This is a genomic window from Pseudomonas aegrilactucae, assembly GCF_019168305.1.
Taxonomy (GTDB): Bacteria; Pseudomonadota; Gammaproteobacteria; order Pseudomonadales; family Pseudomonadaceae; genus Aquipseudomonas; species Aquipseudomonas aegrilactucae.
The window spans coordinates 1-16,010 of record NZ_JAHTBI010000026.1 but is presented as its reverse complement, the minus strand read 5'-3'; the positions used below and the strand labels follow the sequence as shown (position 1 = coordinate 16,010).

At 65.4% G+C, this 16,010-nt stretch carries 16 protein-coding genes; 6 read left to right on the top strand and 10 right to left on the bottom strand.

Going from position 1 to position 16,010, the window contains the following annotated elements; translation table 11 throughout:
- Window positions 1–188: 188 nt before the first annotated feature.
- Window positions 189–1,580 (bottom strand): aldehyde dehydrogenase family protein, encoded by a 1,392-nt coding sequence (locus tag KUO17_RS08000; RefSeq protein WP_217974868.1) that lies wholly within the window; start codon window positions 1,578–1,580, stop codon window positions 189–191.
- 104 nt (window positions 1,581–1,684) lie between these two features.
- On the opposite strand from KUO17_RS08000, the gene ptrR reads away from it, so the two are divergent.
- The 4 genes from ptrR (at window position 1,685) to KUO17_RS07980 (ending at window position 5,012) form a co-directional block, all read left to right on the top strand.
- Window positions 1,685–2,560 carry a putrescine utilization regulator PtrR gene (ptrR, locus tag KUO17_RS07995; protein ID WP_217974867.1) on the top strand — a complete coding sequence of 292 codons (876 nt, stop codon included), beginning with the start codon at window positions 1,685–1,687 and terminating at the stop codon, window positions 2,558–2,560.
- 118 nt (window positions 2,561–2,678) lie between these two features.
- A complete protein-coding gene (locus KUO17_RS07990; RefSeq protein WP_217974866.1) occupies window positions 2,679–3,188 on the top strand; it encodes a sigma-70 family RNA polymerase sigma factor in 510 nt (169 codons plus the stop codon).
- Window positions 3,188–4,150 (top strand): FecR domain-containing protein, encoded by a 963-nt coding sequence (locus KUO17_RS07985; RefSeq protein ID WP_217974864.1) that lies wholly within the window; start codon window positions 3,188–3,190, stop codon window positions 4,148–4,150. Before KUO17_RS07990 ends, KUO17_RS07985 begins: the two co-directional genes overlap by 1 nt.
- Window positions 4,151–4,313: 163 nt before the next feature.
- Window positions 4,314–5,012, top strand: a complete 699-nt coding sequence (locus KUO17_RS07980) for a hypothetical protein (protein ID WP_255263476.1) — start codon at window positions 4,314–4,316, stop codon at window positions 5,010–5,012.
- 74 nt (window positions 5,013–5,086) lie between these two features.
- Here KUO17_RS07980 and KUO17_RS07975 read toward each other — a convergent pair whose 3' ends face one another.
- The 9 genes from KUO17_RS07975 to KUO17_RS07935 form a co-directional block, all read right to left on the bottom strand.
- Window positions 5,087–5,986: an alpha/beta hydrolase gene (locus KUO17_RS07975; protein ID WP_217974862.1), complete on the bottom strand. Its 900-nt coding sequence runs from the start codon at window positions 5,984–5,986 to the stop codon at window positions 5,087–5,089.
- A gap of 226 nt (window positions 5,987–6,212) precedes the next feature.
- On the bottom strand, window positions 6,213–6,764 hold the full coding sequence (locus KUO17_RS07970; RefSeq protein WP_217974860.1) for a TetR/AcrR family transcriptional regulator: 552 nt from the start codon (window positions 6,762–6,764) through the stop codon (window positions 6,213–6,215).
- Window positions 6,757–7,569 carry an HpcH/HpaI aldolase/citrate lyase family protein gene (locus KUO17_RS07965; protein WP_217974858.1) on the bottom strand — a complete coding sequence of 271 codons (813 nt, stop codon included), beginning with the start codon at window positions 7,567–7,569 and terminating at the stop codon, window positions 6,757–6,759. The genes KUO17_RS07970 and KUO17_RS07965 overlap by 8 nt, the downstream gene beginning before the upstream one ends.
- Window positions 7,566–8,408: an HTD2 family dehydratase gene (locus KUO17_RS07960; RefSeq protein ID WP_217974856.1), complete on the bottom strand. Its 843-nt coding sequence runs from the start codon at window positions 8,406–8,408 to the stop codon at window positions 7,566–7,568. Before KUO17_RS07960 ends, KUO17_RS07965 begins: the two co-directional genes overlap by 4 nt.
- An 11-nt stretch (window positions 8,409–8,419) precedes the next feature.
- Window positions 8,420–9,622, bottom strand: a complete 1,203-nt coding sequence (locus KUO17_RS07955; protein ID WP_217974854.1) for a CaiB/BaiF CoA transferase family protein — start codon at window positions 9,620–9,622, stop codon at window positions 8,420–8,422.
- 12 nt (window positions 9,623–9,634) lie between these two features.
- Window positions 9,635–10,798: an acyl-CoA dehydrogenase family protein gene (locus tag KUO17_RS07950; protein WP_217974852.1), complete on the bottom strand. Its 1,164-nt coding sequence runs from the start codon at window positions 10,796–10,798 to the stop codon at window positions 9,635–9,637.
- A gap of 76 nt (window positions 10,799–10,874) precedes the next feature.
- Entirely contained in the window at window positions 10,875–11,471 is a 597-nt protein-coding gene (locus KUO17_RS07945; protein WP_217974850.1) for a thiamine pyrophosphate-dependent enzyme, read from the bottom strand.
- Window positions 11,459–12,001, bottom strand: coding sequence for a thiamine pyrophosphate-binding protein (locus KUO17_RS07940; protein WP_217974848.1), 543 nt, complete (start codon window positions 11,999–12,001; stop codon window positions 11,459–11,461). The genes KUO17_RS07945 and KUO17_RS07940 overlap by 13 nt, the downstream gene beginning before the upstream one ends.
- 108 nt (window positions 12,002–12,109) lie before the next feature.
- Window positions 12,110–13,471 (bottom strand): MFS family transporter, encoded by a 1,362-nt coding sequence (locus KUO17_RS07935; protein ID WP_217974846.1) that lies wholly within the window; start codon window positions 13,469–13,471, stop codon window positions 12,110–12,112.
- A gap of 214 nt (window positions 13,472–13,685) precedes the next feature.
- Between KUO17_RS07935 and KUO17_RS07930 the strand changes: the two genes are divergently transcribed.
- Both KUO17_RS07930 and KUO17_RS07925 read left to right on the top strand, forming a co-directional pair.
- Complete coding sequence (locus KUO17_RS07930; protein WP_217974844.1) at window positions 13,686–14,609, top strand: LysR family transcriptional regulator; 924 nt, start codon at window positions 13,686–13,688, stop codon at window positions 14,607–14,609.
- 95 nt (window positions 14,610–14,704) lie between these two features.
- Complete coding sequence (locus tag KUO17_RS07925) at window positions 14,705–15,814, top strand: MFS transporter (protein ID WP_217974960.1); 1,110 nt, start codon at window positions 14,705–14,707, stop codon at window positions 15,812–15,814.
- The last annotated feature ends 196 nt before the right edge of the window (window positions 15,815–16,010 follow it).

Below are 16,010 nucleotides of genomic sequence, written 5' to 3'. Positions count from 1 at the left end.
GGGGTCGCCAGGTGGCGTGTCCGCAGGGGCGCAACGAGGGTAAAAGGGCAGGGCCTGGTGTGCCAGGTGGGCGTATTTAAACGCAGCCGACAGCGCTGCTGTACGGTTTTTATGGCATAGCCGCCATGCTTTGGGCTATATGCCGCGCAGGGGCCTGGCAACCATGCAGGTGCCAGGCCTTGTGTCGGTCAGTGGCGGTCGTACCACACGGTCTGCGCGTTGCAGAACTCGCGTACGCCGAAGTGCGACAGCTCGCGGCCAAAACCGCTCTTCTTCACACCGCCAAAGGTCACGCGCGGGTCGCTGGCGCAGTAGCCGTTGATGAACACGCCGCCGGTGTCCAGCTCGTCCGCCAGTTGTTTGGCCAGCGCCACGTCGCGGGTATAGACGGTCGAGGCCAGGCCGAACTCGCTGTCGTTGGCCAGTTCCAGGGCGTGACGGGCATCGCGCGCGGTGATGATCGAGGCCACCGGGCCGAACAGTTCCTGCTTGAACGAGGTCATCTGATCGGTGACATCGGCCAGCACGGTCGGCTCGTAATAGTTGCCCGGGCCGCTGGCCTTATGGCCGCCCAGCAGCAGGGTGGCACCTTCGGCCAGGGTTGCCTGGACTTGCTCGTCGAGCTCGTCACGCAGGTCGAAGCGCGCCATCGGGCCCAGGTAGGTGCTGGCCTGCAGCGGGTCGCCCATCACCAGTTCGCGGGTTTTCTCGACGAAGCGGCGGGTGAACTCCGCGACCACGCCCTGTTCGACGATCAGGCGCTTGGCGGCCGCGCAGACCTGCCCGGTGTTCTGGTAGCGGCCGATCACGGCGGCCTGCACGGCGGCCTCGAGGTCGGCGTCATCGAGCACGATGAACGGATCCGAACCGCCCAGCTCCAGCACGCACTTCTTCAGGGCTGCGCCGGCCTGTGCACCGATGGCGGTGCCTGCACGCACGCTGCCGGTGAGGGTCACGGCAACGATACGCGGGTCGGCGATGGCCTTGGACACGCCGTCTGGCGTCACGTTGAGCACTTCGAACACGCCTTCGGGGAATTGGGCCTGCTGCAAGGCATCGCGCAGCAGGTAGGCCGAACCCATCACGTTGGGGGCATGCTTGAGCACATAGGTGTTGCCCGCGATCAGCGCGGGGACGGCGCCGCGCAGCACTTGCCAGAGCGGGAAGTTCCACGGCATCACCGCCAGGATCGGGCCCAGCGGGCGGTATTCGATGTGCGCCTTGTTGTCGGCCACCAGGGTCGCTTCGGGGGCGAGCATGGCCGGGCCGTGTTCGGCGTACCATTCACACAGCTGGGCGCATTTTTCCACTTCGCCGCGGGCCTGGGTGACGGGCTTGCCCATTTCTACGGTGATCATGCGGGCCATCGCGTCGATATTCTCGCGCAGCACGCTGGCCAGCTTCACCAGCAAGGCGGCACGGGCAGACAACGGCGTGCGGCGCCACCCGGCAAACCCTGCAGTGGCCCGCGACAGGGCGGCATCCAGCGCGGCGTCGGACTCATAGGCGTAGTGGCCGACCTGCTCGCCGGTGGCCGGGTTGATGGACAAGGCGTGGGTGCGGCTGGAAATGTCGGTCATGTGGGCGTTCCTGCGAAAGTGGAAACAGGGGCCCAGCGTACTGCCGTGCTAGTCTTTCGAAAACTGAATAATAAAGACGGTTTCGTTCACGATTGGAGAATGAATTGGATCTGGTACAGCTCGAGATATTCAAGGCGGTGGCCGAGCATGGCAGCATCAGCGCGGCGGCCCAGCAGATTCATCGGGTGCCTTCCAACCTGACCACGCGGATCAAGCAGTTGGAGGCCGACCTTGGGGTGGAGCTGTTCATTCGCGAGAAGCTGCGCTTGCGCCTGTCGCCGGCTGGCTGGACGTTTCTGGAGTATGCCAAGCGCATTCTGGCGTTGGTGGAGGAGGCGCGGCTGACCGTGGCAGGTGAAGAGCCCCAGGGTGCGTTTTCGCTGGGATCGCTGGAAAGTACGGCGGCGGTGCGTATTCCGGCGTTGCTGGCGGCGTACAACCAGCAGTACGCCAAGGTCGAGCTGGACCTGTCCACCGGCCCCTCTGGCACCATGATCGAGGGTGTGCTGGCGGGGCGGCTGGCGGCGGCGTTCGTCGATGGCCCGGTGTTGCATCCGTCGCTGGAGGGGGTGCCGGTGTTCGAGGAAGAGATGGTGATCATTGCGCCGCTCAACCATGCGCCTATTCATCGTGGCCGGGACGTCAATGGCCAGAGCATCTATGCGTTCCGTTCCAACTGTTCGTACCGCCATCATTTCGAGCGTTGGTTCAGTGTGGATGCGGCGGTGCCGGGCAAGATCTTCGAGCTGGAGAGTTACCACGGCATGCTGGCGTGCGTGAGTGCGGGGGCCGGGTTGGCCTTGATGCCGCGCAGCATGCTGGAAAGCATGCCGGGGTGCGCCACGGTGAGCGTGTGGCCGTTGTCGGAGAACTTCCGGTACCTGCGTACGTGGCTGGTGTGGCGTAGCGGTACGGTGTCGCGCAGTCTGGCGATGTTCGTGAAATTGCTGGAGGCGCGTGGTGCGGTGTTGGCGCCGTAGGGCAACCCACTGCCACTCAATACCTTTCCAGTGCCCTTGAGATCCAGCGCTAGCCCTGCACAAGAACATTAATTAGAATCAGTCTCATTTGAATCCTCCTTCGTGCAGGCCTCATGACATGACTGAAGCAGTGACGCCCACCGCGCCAACCCTGGAGGCCCTGTACCGCGAGCACCGCAGTTGGCTGGAAAGCTGGTTGCGCCGGCGCATGGGCAATGCCTGGGACGCAGCGGACCTGAGCCAGGACACCTTCCTGCGGGTGTTCTGCAGTACACAGCAACTGGCCGATCTGCGCGAGCCACGCGCCTATCTGCTGACCGTGGGCAAGCGCCTGCTCAGCAATTTCTACACCCGCCGCACTCTCGAACAGGCCTACCTGGACGCACTGGCCAGCCTGCCACCCGACAGCGTGCCGTCCCCCGAACAGCATTGGCTGCTGCTCGAAACCCTGCAGGCGCTGGACGAACTGCTCGACGGGCTGGCACCGCTGGTACGCCGCGCGTTCCTGCTCAGCCAACTCGAGGGCCTGGGCTACGCCGCCATCGCAGAGCGGCTGCAGGTGTCGGAACGCACCATCAAGCGCTACATGGCGCAAGCCTACGAGCACTGCCTGCTGGTGGAACTGTGATGCACACGCAACCTTCGGCCGAGGCCCGCGAGGTGGCGCGCGCCGCTGCACGCTGGCTGGCCTTGCTGGAGTCCGGCAGCGCCAGCGAGGGCGACCAGCGCAAGCTGCTCGCCTGGCGTAACCGCTGCAGCAGCCACGAACAGGCCTGGCAAAAAGCCCAGGCCTTGCGCCAACGCTTCAGTGGCCTGCCCACGCAACTGGCACTGGCCACCCTGGACCGTCCCGAACCTGGACGGCGCGCGATGCTCAAGGGCGCGCTGGGCCTGGCGGTGGTGCTGCCCGCTGGCTGGCTGCTGGCCCGGCAACCCTCGCTGCAGGCATGGCGCGCCGACCTGCACACCGGTACCGGCGAACAGCGCCGCCTGACCCTGGCCGATGGCAGCACGCTGCAACTCGATACCGCCAGCGCCGTGGATGTCGACCTGGGCGCGCGCCAACTGAACCTGGTACGCGGGGAGATCGCGCTCAAGGTCAACCGCGCCACGCCGCTGGCGATTCAAGCACCCTATGGACGCATTCTGCTGAGCCACAGCGAGGTGTGCGTGCGCCTGAACGCGCAGGGCTGCGAGGTTTCTGTGTTCAGCGGCGCAGTACAGCTCCAGCCGTTGCGCGGCCCGCGGATTACCCTGACGCAAGGCCAGCGTCAGACCCTGTACGCCAGCGGCGCCGGCGCTGCCAGTGGCTTCGATGCGCAATTGCCCGGCTGGCGTGAAGGGGTATTGATGGCCCAGGACCAGCCGCTGGGGGACTTTCTGCGCGAGCTCGACCGTTACCGCCCCGGCGTGCTGCGTTGGGCGCCGGCACTCGAAGCGTTGCGGGTCACTGGCAGCTTTCGCCTCGACAACACCGACCGGATATTGTCGCTGCTGGCAGCCAGCCTGCCGTTGCAGGTGCAGTCGCGTACACGCTACTGGGTGACACTGGTGCCACGCCCTGCAACGGCCCCGTCCAGCCTGGGTTGATTCGGCGCATTTGCGCGGTGGTCGGCGACCATCGCACTTTTTGCGGTTTTTCGGCTCTATTCATGGCTACGTCGCGCTGATCCCCAGCGTGGCCGTGAATCCAGACCCGGTGCCGATGGTATTTCCGTTAACTGTTTACCCCCTGGGTACACTGCGCCAGCTGATGCTGGCGGGTGTGCTGATGAGCTGCGTCAGCGCCTGCAGCCAGCAGCAAGGCCGTGACATTGCGACCCAGTTGAGCAAGGGCAACCCCCAGGAGCTGTTCCAGACCAGCGTCGACCGCATGGCGACCCTGTCGATGCAAGCCAACCTGCAAAGCCTGTACCTGTTGATGAGCAAGCTCTACCTGCGCAACCCCAACCAGTGGCGTCAGGCCGGCTACCCCGACGCCGCCAGTGCCGAGCGCCAGATCCGCCAGGCCATCGAGCAACGTCAGGGCTTGCCTGGCCTGGGCGAGCGCCGCGACCTCGCGGCGCTCAGCTACGCCCTGGGCCCGGAGTTCAAGGGCGACCGTGTAGGCGCCTTCATCTATGCCGTCGGCAGCATGCTGGTGACCGCCCATGGCGGGCGCACCGAGTTCTTCATCACCGACACCATCGATCCTCAATTCGTCAGCAATGCGGCGCGCAACATCGAGAAGGCTACCTGGCTGCTGAGCCAGCGCCAGGATGCCAATGGCGTGCTGCTGTTGTTTTCCAACGAAATCTCGGAGGAGGGCAGCAACCTGAGCTTTGCCGTGGAGTTCGGCAAGATCGTCGCGCGCCTCGACCTGCTGACCCAGATGCTCGATGAGCGCTACCGGCGCATCGGCCTGAACTACGCGCAGAGCCTGTTGCTGATGAACTTCCTGCCGGTGCAGTGAAGCCAGACCGCACTCATGTTCATGGTCATTTTGCCACTGGCCGAACGGTGGACGATCAGGAAGGCCGGCAAGGGCTAGCCCAACGGTGCCTGCAACAGGCGATCGATCGCCTGTCGGTAGCGCTTGCCGGCCAGGCTCATGCTGTTGTTGTGCGTGGCGCCGGGCACCAGCAGCAAGGTCTTGGGCTGCTGCGCGGCATCGAACAGCTGTTCGCTGAAGCGCGGCGGCACAAAGCGATCGTCCAGGCCGTGCACTACCAGCAGCGGCATGCCGATACTGCCGATCTTGTCGATGGAGTCGAATTTCTGCGACAGCAGCCAGCGTACCGGCAGCGAGGTGTTGGCCACGGCGGCGGCCACATCGCCCAGTGAGGTAAAGCTCGACTCGATGATCAGGCCGCGTGCAGGCAGTGGCTGGTCGTTGCGCCTGGCTTGCTGCGCCAGTTCCGCCGCCAGGTCCACGGCCACGGCGCCGCCCAGCGAGTGCCCGTAGATCAGGCGCTTGGCAGCATCGGGCTGCAGCTCGGCCAGGCGTGCCCAGGCCACCTGTGCATCTTCATACACACTGGCCTCCGACGGCAGGTCGCCGCGGCTCTGGCCGAACCCCCGGTAGTCGATGGCCAGCACCGAATAGCCCAGGGCGTGCAACTGCTGGATGCGAAACAGTTGGCCGGTCAGGTTCCAGCGCACACCGTGCAGGTACAGGATGGCAGGTGCGTCGGCGCGCTTGGCCGGCCACCACCAGGCATGGATGTTCTGGTCGGCCTTGAACGCCTTGGGCCGCAACTCCAGCTCCTGGACGTCACCGGGCAGGCCGCGGTACCAGCTGGCATTGCCCGGTTCGATGCGAAACACCAGCTCGCGCTCCTTGTGCTCCAGCACAGAGCAACCCACCGGTAGCCCGACCACCAGCGCGGCCATGCCCAGCAGCGCCAGAACGCGCCGTGCTCGGGTCTTGAACAGGAATGAGGGCATGGGCAATTCAACGTGACAGTGGCAAAGGTGCGTTGTAGCAGATGTGCACGCGCCGCTGGGAAGAAACCTCCCCAGTGGCGCGGCAACCTTTTGCAAGATGATGCCAATAAGCGTCAGGAGTACAAATGTATCCTTTGCGTGTTCGGCTGCTTTCCATGGCTGGGATCTGAAGGTGAACAAACAAGGCGGACGCTAGATTGAGGTGAGGCAGATGCGCCACGCGCTATCAACCACGACCAGCAGGCACCTCCAGCAGACACATGGCCAGGCGCTGCACATGCGTTTCCAGGTGACCCGTATCAATCAACGCCAGGATCGCCAGCGCCACCGACTCCACATCGATGTCGCCGCACACACCTTGGCGCCGGCCACGTTGCAGCACACCCTGCAGATACGCCTGCGCGCTGTGGGTATGCCGTGCCAGCCAGGCCTGCTGGTGGGGCGTCAGGTGGCGGTGTTCGTGGCGCAGAATATGCGCTTCGCCAGGATGTGCGGCCTGCCAGGCCAGCATGAAACCGATGAAGCTGCGCACTTCGGCCAGCGCATTGCGCCGCCGCGCCAGGCTGTGCCAGGCCGCCGCACGCTGCTCCAGTACATCCTGCACCACCCACAGCAGCAACTCCTGTTTGCCGGCCACGTGGTGATACAGGCTGCCCGGCAGTACCCCGGCGTGGCTGGCCAACTGGCGCATCGACATGCCGGCGTAACCGGCCTGTGCCAGCAGCGGCCGGGCAGCCTCCAGGATGAACCGCGCGCAGCCGTGGCTGGCCTCAGCCATGGGCGCGCTGCAGCAGCCCGCGGGCGCGGCCGATCACCGGAGCATCGACCATCTGCCCGTCCAGCACGAACACACCGGCGCCGCTGGCCGCCGCCTCGACAATCCGCTGCGCCCACGCCAGTTCCTGCGCGCTGGGCTGCAAGGCCGCATGGATGATCGCGACCTGCGCGGGGTGGATGCACAGTGCACCGCCAAAGCCCATGTCGGCCGCGAAGGCCACGCTGTCACGCAGGCCGACGCTGTCGCCGATGTCCGGGTACACGCCATCCAGCGCCGGTGCCAGGCCCGCCACGCGGGTGTGCAGCAGCACCGCATAGCGCGCCTGGTCGAGCACCTGCGTCGCTGCACGGCTGCCCTGGCGCAAGCCCAGGTCCAGGCCCAGGTCCAGGCTGCCGAACGACAGGCGCTCCACCCCCGGCGCCTGCGCCAGACTGGCCAATGCAGCCAGCCCGCGGGCACTTTCGATGATCGGCCAGACCGGCTTGCCGGTGGCCGCTGCCACCTGTATCTGCTCTTGCGTTTCAGCCTTGGGCAGGAGGATGCCGATCACCCCCGCGTGCCGTCGGCACACGGCCAGGTCGGCGGCATGTTCCCGGTGGCCGGGTGCATTGACCCTTACCAGCAACGGCGTGCCGGCATTGGCGTCGAGAAACGTGTCGAGGTTGTCGCGGGCCACGACCTTGAGGTCCTCCTGCACGGCGTCCTCAAGGTCGACGATCACCCGTTCTGCACCGCTGGCCAGCGCCTTGGGGATGCGCTCGGGGCGGGTGGCGGGCACGAACAGCGCGCTGCGCACCAGGGTCATGGCCGGTCTCCCGTGCTGAACTCGATCTCACCGTGCTGCGCCACACCCTCGGCGTTGCCGGCCCAGACCCGCGCCGTGCCCGGTTCGCCAAGACAGCCGCCAACCTCGAACGGGGTGGGCGAGATCAGCGGCCGTGTACCGCGAAAGCTGAAGCGCTTGAGCTGTGCATCGGGCTGTGCGCGCATGAACGCGCGCAGGCTCAGGGTGGCGATCAGTGGGCCATGCACCACCAGACCCGGGTAACCCTCGGTGGCGGTCACATAGGGCCAGTCGTAATGGATACGGTGGCCATTGAAGGTCACCGCCGAATAGCGGAACAGCAGGGTAGCGCTGGGCTGTACCGTTTCGCGCCACTGCCCCTCGGGCAGTGGGTCAGTGCCGCCAAGCTTGGGCGGGGAGGGTTCGCGATAGACGATATCCTGCTCGTCGACCAGCGCGCACTCGTCATTCTGGTAGAACTCATGGCGTACCGTGACGAACAGCAGCGCGCCGGTGCGCCCGTGCTTTTCCTCGACCCGGGTGATCGTCGACAGGCGCTCCACCTGGGCATCGACCCGCAAGGGGCGGTTGAAGGTCAGCCGGCTGCCGGCCCACATGCGGTTGCGGTTGTGCGCCGGGGGCAGAAAACCGCCGCGTGCCGGGTGGCCGTCCTGACCGAGGCCGTCTTCGGGCCCTGGTTCCTGAAAGAATGCCCAGTGCCACAGCGGCGGCAGGTCTTCACCCGGTTGCGGCGCGGTCTCGCCGAGGGTCGCGGCGATGCGCCTGACCAGGGTGTGGCTGATCTGGTCACGACTTTCCTCGATGCGCCCGACCCAGGCCGAAAAATCTTCAGTGCTCATGCTGCCCCTCCTCAGATCGCGCCGACGGCGCGCAGGTGTGCGATGCGCTCGGCCGGCAGGCCCAGCTCGGCAAGCAGTTGCTCGGTGTGTTCGCCCAGCGCCGGGACCGGGTCCATGCGCGGGCTGAAGGCGTTGCTGGTGGCCGGCGGCAACAGGCTCGGCACACTGCCGGCCGGGGTCTGCACCTGGCGCCAGCGCTGGCGCGCCTTGAGCTGCGGGTGGTCCCACACGCCCTGCATGTCGTTGACGCGGGCATTGGCGATCTGCGCCGAATCGAGCCGTTGCATGACCGCGTCCAGGTCCAGCGTGGCGAAGGCCTGCACGATCAGCTCGCGCAGCACCGTACGGTTTTCCACGCGCTTGAAGTTGGCGTTGAAACGCGCGTCCTGCGCCAGTTCAGGTTGCAGCAGCACCTTGTCGCAGAACAGCTGCCATTCGCGCTCGTTCTGCAGGCCCAGCATCACCGTGGCGCCGTCACCGATCGGGAACGGCCCGTAGGGATAGATGGTGGCGTGGGCCGCGCCCGCGCGCGGGGGCGGCGCGGCGCCTGCGTAGGCGTAGTACAGCGGGTAGTTCATCCATTCGACCAGGCTTTCGAGCATGGAGACGTCGAGGTGGCTGCCGCAGCCGGTCTTGTCGCGCAGCAGCAGGGCACCAAGGATGGCGCTGTAGGCATACATGCCGGCGGCGATGTCGGCAATCGAGCAACCGGCCTTGGCCATCTGCGTCTCGCCCGGGCCACCGGTCACCGACAGAAAGCCCCCCTCGCTCTGGATCAGCAGGTCGTAGGCCTTCTTGTCAGCGTAGGGGCCACCGGCACCATAGCCGGAAATGTCGCACACGATCAGGCGCGGGAAGCGTGCGTGCAAGGTCTCGAAGCCAAGGCCCAGACGGGCGGCGGCTCCGGGCGCGAGGTTCTGCACCAGTACGTCGGCGGTTTGCAGCACGGTGTCGAGCACCTCGCTGGCCGCCTGCTGCTTCACGTCCAGGGTCAGGCTCTGCTTGGAACGGTTGGTCCACACGAAATGCGAGGCCAGGCCGTTGACCCGCTGGTCGTAGCCACGGGCGAAGTCACCGACACCGGGGCGCTCGACCTTGATCACGCGCGCTCCCAGGTCGGCAAGCTGGCGGGTACAGAAGGGCGCTGCGATGGCGTGCTCCAGGCTCACGACGGTAATCCCGTCGAGCGGACGTATATCCTTGGGCTGATTCATGGGGGGCTCCAGTCAGAACGAGCGGGGCAGTTCGAGCAGGTGCTCGGCCACGTAGGACAGGATCAGGTTGGTCGAGATCGGCGCCACCTGGTACAGCCGGGTTTCGCGAAACTTGCGCTCCACGTCGTACTCACAGGCGAAGCCGAAGCCGCCGTGAGTTTGCAGGCATGCGTTGGCGGCCTCCCATGAGGCCTTGGCCGCGAGGTACTTGGCCATGTTGGCGCTGGCCCCGGCGCTCCTGCCGGCGTCGTAGTCGGCGCAGGCCTGCCAGCGCATCAGATCGGCTGCCTCGAGTTCCACATGGGCTTCGGCGATCGGGAACTGTACGCCCTGGTTCTGCCCGATCGGGCGGCCGAACACCACACGGTCGCGGGCATACTGCGCGGACTTCTCGATAAACCAGCGGCCGTCGCCGATGCACTCGGCGGCAATCAGGGTACGTTCGGCATTCAGGCCGTCGAGGATGTAGCGAAAGCCCTTGCCCTGCTCGCCGATCAGGCTGTCGGCGGGGATCTTCAGGTTGTCGAAGAACAGCTCGTTGGTCTCGTGATTGACCATGTTGGCAATGGGCTGCACGCTGAGGCCGTTGCCGATGGCCTCGCGCAGGTCGACCAGAAAGATCGACATGCCTTCGGATTTCTTCGTCACCTCGGCCAGCGGCGTGGTACGCGCCAGCAGGATCATCAGGTCCGAGTGCTGCACGCGCGAGATCCACACCTTCTGGCCGTTGATCACGTAGCTGTCGCCCTGGCGCACGGCGGTGGTCTTGATCCTGGTGGTGTCGGTGCCGGTGGTCGGTTCGGTCACGCCCATCGACTGCAGGCGCAGCTCGCCGCTCGCAAGCCTGGGCAGGTAATGGCTTTTCTGCGCGTCGCTGCCATGGCGCAGCAGGGTGAACATGTTGTACATCTGGCCGTGGATGGTGCCGGAGTTGCCGCCGCAGCGGTTCACCTCTTCGAGGATCACCGAGGCTTCGGCCAGACCCAGGCCCGAGCCACCGTATTGTTCCGGGATCATCGCCGACAGCCAGCCGGCAGCAGTCATGGCGCTGACGAAGGCTTCGGGGAAGCCCTTGTCTTCGTCGATCTTGCGCCAGTACTCGGCAGGGAAGTCCGCACACAGGGCGCGTACGCCTTCGCGGATGGCATTGAGGTGTTCGTCGTTGCGAGCGCTCATTGTTATTGTCCTGTAGGTGCAAGTGTCTTGTGGGGCTACGCAGGCCTGCCGGGCAGGCCCGCTGCTTATCCCGGGTTCAGAGCGGCAGATACCCGAGTGCCGCCCTGAAGCGATTCTTGATGTAGTGACCGTCGCGCGGCGGCAGTACCCGCGGCGGGTTCTCGGCCTTGATCTTGATCGTTGCCAGCTTCACCCCGTCGCGGCTGGCGAAGCGTTCGCGCAGGTCGTGCACGCCGGCCATGTCGCGGATCTCGTCGGTCCAGCTGAACCCGCAGGTATTGGCCACCTGGTCGAGGCGAATGCCGAAGCCTGCGTGGCTGACCTGCATCCCGGTCTCGCCGAAGTGGCCGTTGTCGAGCACCGCGATGGTCAGGTTGGCAGGCTTCTGCAGCGCCACCGTGGCCAGCGCGCCGAAGCCCATCAGCAGCTCGCCGTCGCCGGTGATCACCACCACGCTCTTGTCCGGTTGCGCGTTGGCCAGCCCCAGGCCGACGGTAATCGCGCTGCCCATGGCGGCCCACAGGTAGTAGTTGTGGTCGTGGTCGCCAGCGGCCATCACGTCATAGGAAGCCGAGCCCAGGCCGGTGACCACCAGCACGTCGTTGCGATCGGCCAGCAGGGCCTCGACCACTTCGCGGCGGCACAGGGTGTGGTTGGCGCTTACTTGACCCATTTCTTTTCTCCAATCAGGCGCTGACCGAGCAGCAGGGCGGTGGCACTGTCACCGTTGAAGGCCATGGTGGCGGCGCCGTGCAGCAGCGGGGCGACGTCCTTGGGCTCATCGGCACGCCAGGTCATCACATTCATCAGGTTGAGGCTGCGCTCGGTGGCTTGGCCCATGGGGTTCTGCCAGGCGTTGAACTCTGCCCAGTCGCCACGCATGGTCACCACCATCAGCAGCGGGAAGCCTGCGCATACCTGCAGCGCCAGGGTGTTGATGCAATTGCCCACGCCGCTGGACTGCATCAGCAGTGCGCCGCGCTCGCCGCCCAGCCAGGCCCCGGCCAGGTAGCCGATGCCTTCTTCCTCGGTGGTCAGCACCACCGCCTTGATGTCAGGGTCGGCATAGGCCAGGCGAATGGCCGCCGAATGGCCGGCGTCCGGTACGAACACCACATGTTTCACGTCGTGAGCCTTGAGCACGCGAAACACGTCCTCCTGCCAGTCCTGCCCCACGGTTTGTTCAGCTTCTAGCGTTGACATGCCAGTCTCCCAAGCACTGCTGTTGTTGTGGTTTCACGCATTCTGGCGGGGCCGACGGCCCGGCACGACTACCGTTTTTCTCTTTGAGATATGCCTGCCAGGCATAGGTCAGGCGTTGGCTATCGGGTGTTTGGCATGGCCCTTGAGGCCCGTGTTGGCTTCGATTTCACCGTCACCGCTGAGGTAGCCGTGACGCGTCAGGTTGGGCATCAGCATCGAGGCGATGAAGGTGACGCTGACCACGGCCACCACATAGAAGAAGAAATGCGTTTCGCTGCCCTGGGCGCGGAATGAAAGCGCCACATACTCGGCAGTCCCGCCAAAGGCCGCATTGCCCACCGCGTAGGGGAAGCCCACCCCGAGCGCACGTACCGCGGGCGGGAACAGCTCGGCTTTGACGATGCCGGCGATCGGGGTATAGAACGAGGCGATGGCCAGGCCGGCGAGCACCAGCAGGAAGGCGGTGAAGGGGTTGCTCACCGATTGCAGGGCGTACAGCAACGGCACCACCAGGGCCATGGCGAGCCCGGAAAACAGCAGCATGTGCGCCTTGATGCCGATGCGGTCGGCCAGCAGGCCGAGCAGTGGCTGCAGCAGCATGAAGCCGACCAGCGCGGCGGTCATGATGAAACTCACCGTTTCCGGGCTGAAACCTGCGCTGATCACCAGGAACTTCTGCATGTAGGTGGTGAAGGTATAGAAGTACAGTGAGCCGCCGATGGTGAACGCCACCACCAGGGCCACGGCGCGCTTGTGCTTGAACATGCCGCGCAGCGAGCCTGCGTCCTTGCGGTGCATATCTTTCTTCGAGGCGGTTTCGTGCATCGCGCGGCGCAGGTACACCACCACCACGGCGCTGACTGCACCAATGAAGAAGGGGATGCGCCAGCCCCACGCACGCAGGTCTTCATCGCTCAGGGTCTGCTGCAGGATGACCACCGTCATCAGCGCCAGCAACTGCCCGGCAATGATGGTGAAGTACTGGAACGAGCCATAGAAACAGCGTTTGCCGGGGGTGGCGATTTCGCTGATGTAGGTGGCGCCGGTGCCGTATTCTGCGCCCACCGAGAGCCCCTGGATCAGGCGCGCGATCACCAGCATGACCGGCGCTGCGATGCCGATGCTGTCATAGGTGGGCATGACGGCGATCAGCAGCGAGCCGGCGCACATCATGAACACCGAGAGGATCATCGATACCTTGCGCCCGCGGGTATCGGCGATCCAGCCGAAGATCCAGCCGCCGAGCGGGCGCATGAAGAAGCCCACCGCGAACACCCCGGCGGTGGCCAGCAGTTGGGTCGTGGTGTCGCCCTTGGGGAAGAACGCGGCGGCGAAGTAGATGGCGGTGTAGGCGTAGATGAAAAAGTCGTACCACTCCACCAGGTTGCCCGAGCAGGCCCCGAGGATGGCTTTGACCCGGTTGGGGGGTGGGGCGCTGACGGCGTCGCAAGGCACGGAGCTGCGGTTCATGGCGAAAGTCCTCGAATCTTATTCTTGTAATAAGCCGTGCATGGGCATGCCGGCGTTGGACCCACGCTACCCCAGCCCACAGCCTGCAATAAGAGGCGTACCGGGCCTAACTGATATGCCCAAATTCTATAGGGCACCGGCGGCCACCGGCCTTACACTGGCGCCAGCGCCGCCGTGGCACGGCGTGCCTTCCCCCAAACTGACTGGCCTGGCAATGGACGTCGTTCAACTCAAGACCCTGATCCACGTGGCTGAGCTCGGCAGCCTGAGCAAGGCCTCCGACCGCCTGCACATTGCCCAGCCGGCGCTGAGCCGGCAGATCCGCCTGCTGGAGAAAGAACTGGGTACCTACCTGTTCGAGCGCCATGGGCGCGGCATGCTGATCACCGAGGCGGGCCGGGAGGTGCTGGCGCATGCCACGCGCATCATGCAAGAGATGGAATCGATCCGAAGTTCGGTGGCCGGTGGGCGTACCCGCCTGCGCGGCACGGTGGTGATCGGCACCACGCCGACGGTGGCCGAAATCGTCACCGTGCCGCTGGTGCGCAAGGTGCGCGAAGCCCAGCCCGAGCTGGGCGTGCGCTTCTCCTCGGCGTTCAGCGGCTACCTGCTCGACTGGTTGCAGCGCGGCGAACTGGAACTGGCCATTTCGTACGATCCACAACCGCTGCACACCCTGCGCATCGTGCCAGTGATGATGGAGAACCTGCTGCTGGTGGGCCCGGCGGGTTCCGGCCTGAGCCTGGACACGCCGGTGAGCTTTGCCAGCCTTGCGGGGCAGGAGTTGGTGGTGCCCAGTGCGCGGCACGGCTTGCGGGTGATCCTGGACCGTTGCGCACGTGAGGTCGGCATCCCGCTGCGCACCAGTGTCGAGGCCGACTCGTTCGGCGCGATGATCGACCTGGTACGCAATGGTTTCGGCTTGACCGCCTTGCCGCTGGCGTCCATCTACGCGCAGGTGGAGAGCGGCAGCCTGTGCGCCGCACCGCTGGTCGACCCGGTGCCGATGCGCAAGCTGGTGCAAGTGTTCCCTGCCGACCGGCGGGTGAGTCCGGCGGCCAGGTTCGTTGGGCAGGCGTTCATCGAGATTGCCGCAGACCTGGTCGAGCGCAAGGTCTGGGCCGGGCACATGCTCTGAGTTGCATCCGCACGTTTTCTATCGCCTTTGTCACGGATATTGTCTTGAAAGACCCCGCAGCATTACCCGGCTTGCCCGGTATCTTCGTTCTGGGCCTGTTGCAGATTCTGGTCTGGGGCGGCTCGTTCTTCCTGATGGCGGTGATGGCTGCGCCGATCATGCAGGAGACCGGTTGGGCCAGCCAATGGGTGTACGGCGCGCTGTCGCTGAGCATTCTGGTGTCGGCGCTGCTGGCGCCTTTGACCAGCCGCTTGATCGCCCGATTCGGTGGCCGGCGGATTCTTGCCTGCAGCGGCGTGACCGTGGCGTGCGGGCTGTTTCTGATGGCGGCCACGCATACCTTGGCGTGGTTCCTGCTGGCCTGGGTCGTGATTGGCGTGGGCATGGCGCTGGGATTGTACGAGGCGTTGTTTGCCAGCCTTGGGGCGTTGTATGCGCAAAATGCCGGCAGCGCCATCACGGGCATCACATTGATTTCGGGGTTTGCCACCAGCCTGTCGTGGCCGGTGGTGGCGTTGCTGATCGAGCACATGGGCTGGCGCAGCACTTGTGTGGTGTATGGCGTGGTGTTGGCACTGGTGGTTGCGCCGCTGTATTGCCGGGTGCTGCCGGCCGGTGTCGGCCTGCGGCTTGGCAGCCAGGCGCAGCACAGTGCGGTTGCGCCGGTGAGCCCGCGTATCTATTGGTTGCTGACTGCGATCTTCGCCTTGGGTGCGGTGCTGATGACTGCCATGTCGGTCCATCTGGTGTCGATCCTGCAGGGGCAGGGCTACAGCCTGGCGGCGGCCATTGGCCTGGCGGCGTTGCTGGGGCCGAGTCAGGTGGGGTCGCGGGTGCTGCAGATGTTCGCGCGCAAGCGACACCCGGTGTGGACCACATTGATTTCGGTGGTGCTGGTTGCGGTGGGGTTGTTGCTGGTGACGGTGTGGCCGGTTGCGACGGCGCTGGGGTTGGTACTGTACGGTGCGGGCAATGGCTTGCGTGCGATCGTGCGTGGGTTATTGCCGCTGGCGTTGATGTCGCCGGCCAATTATGTGTTGTTGATGGGCCGCATGTCGTTGCCTTCGCTGGTGGGGCAGGCGGCTACGCCGTTGCTGGGTGGTTACCTGCTGCAGGTGGCGGGGCCGGTGGGGGTAATGATGACGATGTCAGGGCTGGCGGTGTTGAATGTGGTGCTGGTGGGGGTATTGATCCGGTCGTTGTAGGCCCAGGAGCCTGCACTCGACTTCAAGAGCGACAGAAATGCATTGACTGTCACCTGATGGCTCCCCTGAGATCTCCTGCCGGGCCACCAAGGCTGACAACGCCGATCCTGCAGGCCATGGTACGTTGCAGCAAATGTGGGAGCTGCGGTGCGACGACTCGCCTTGCCAGCGAAGCGCCGCGCGGGCGGCGCTCGAT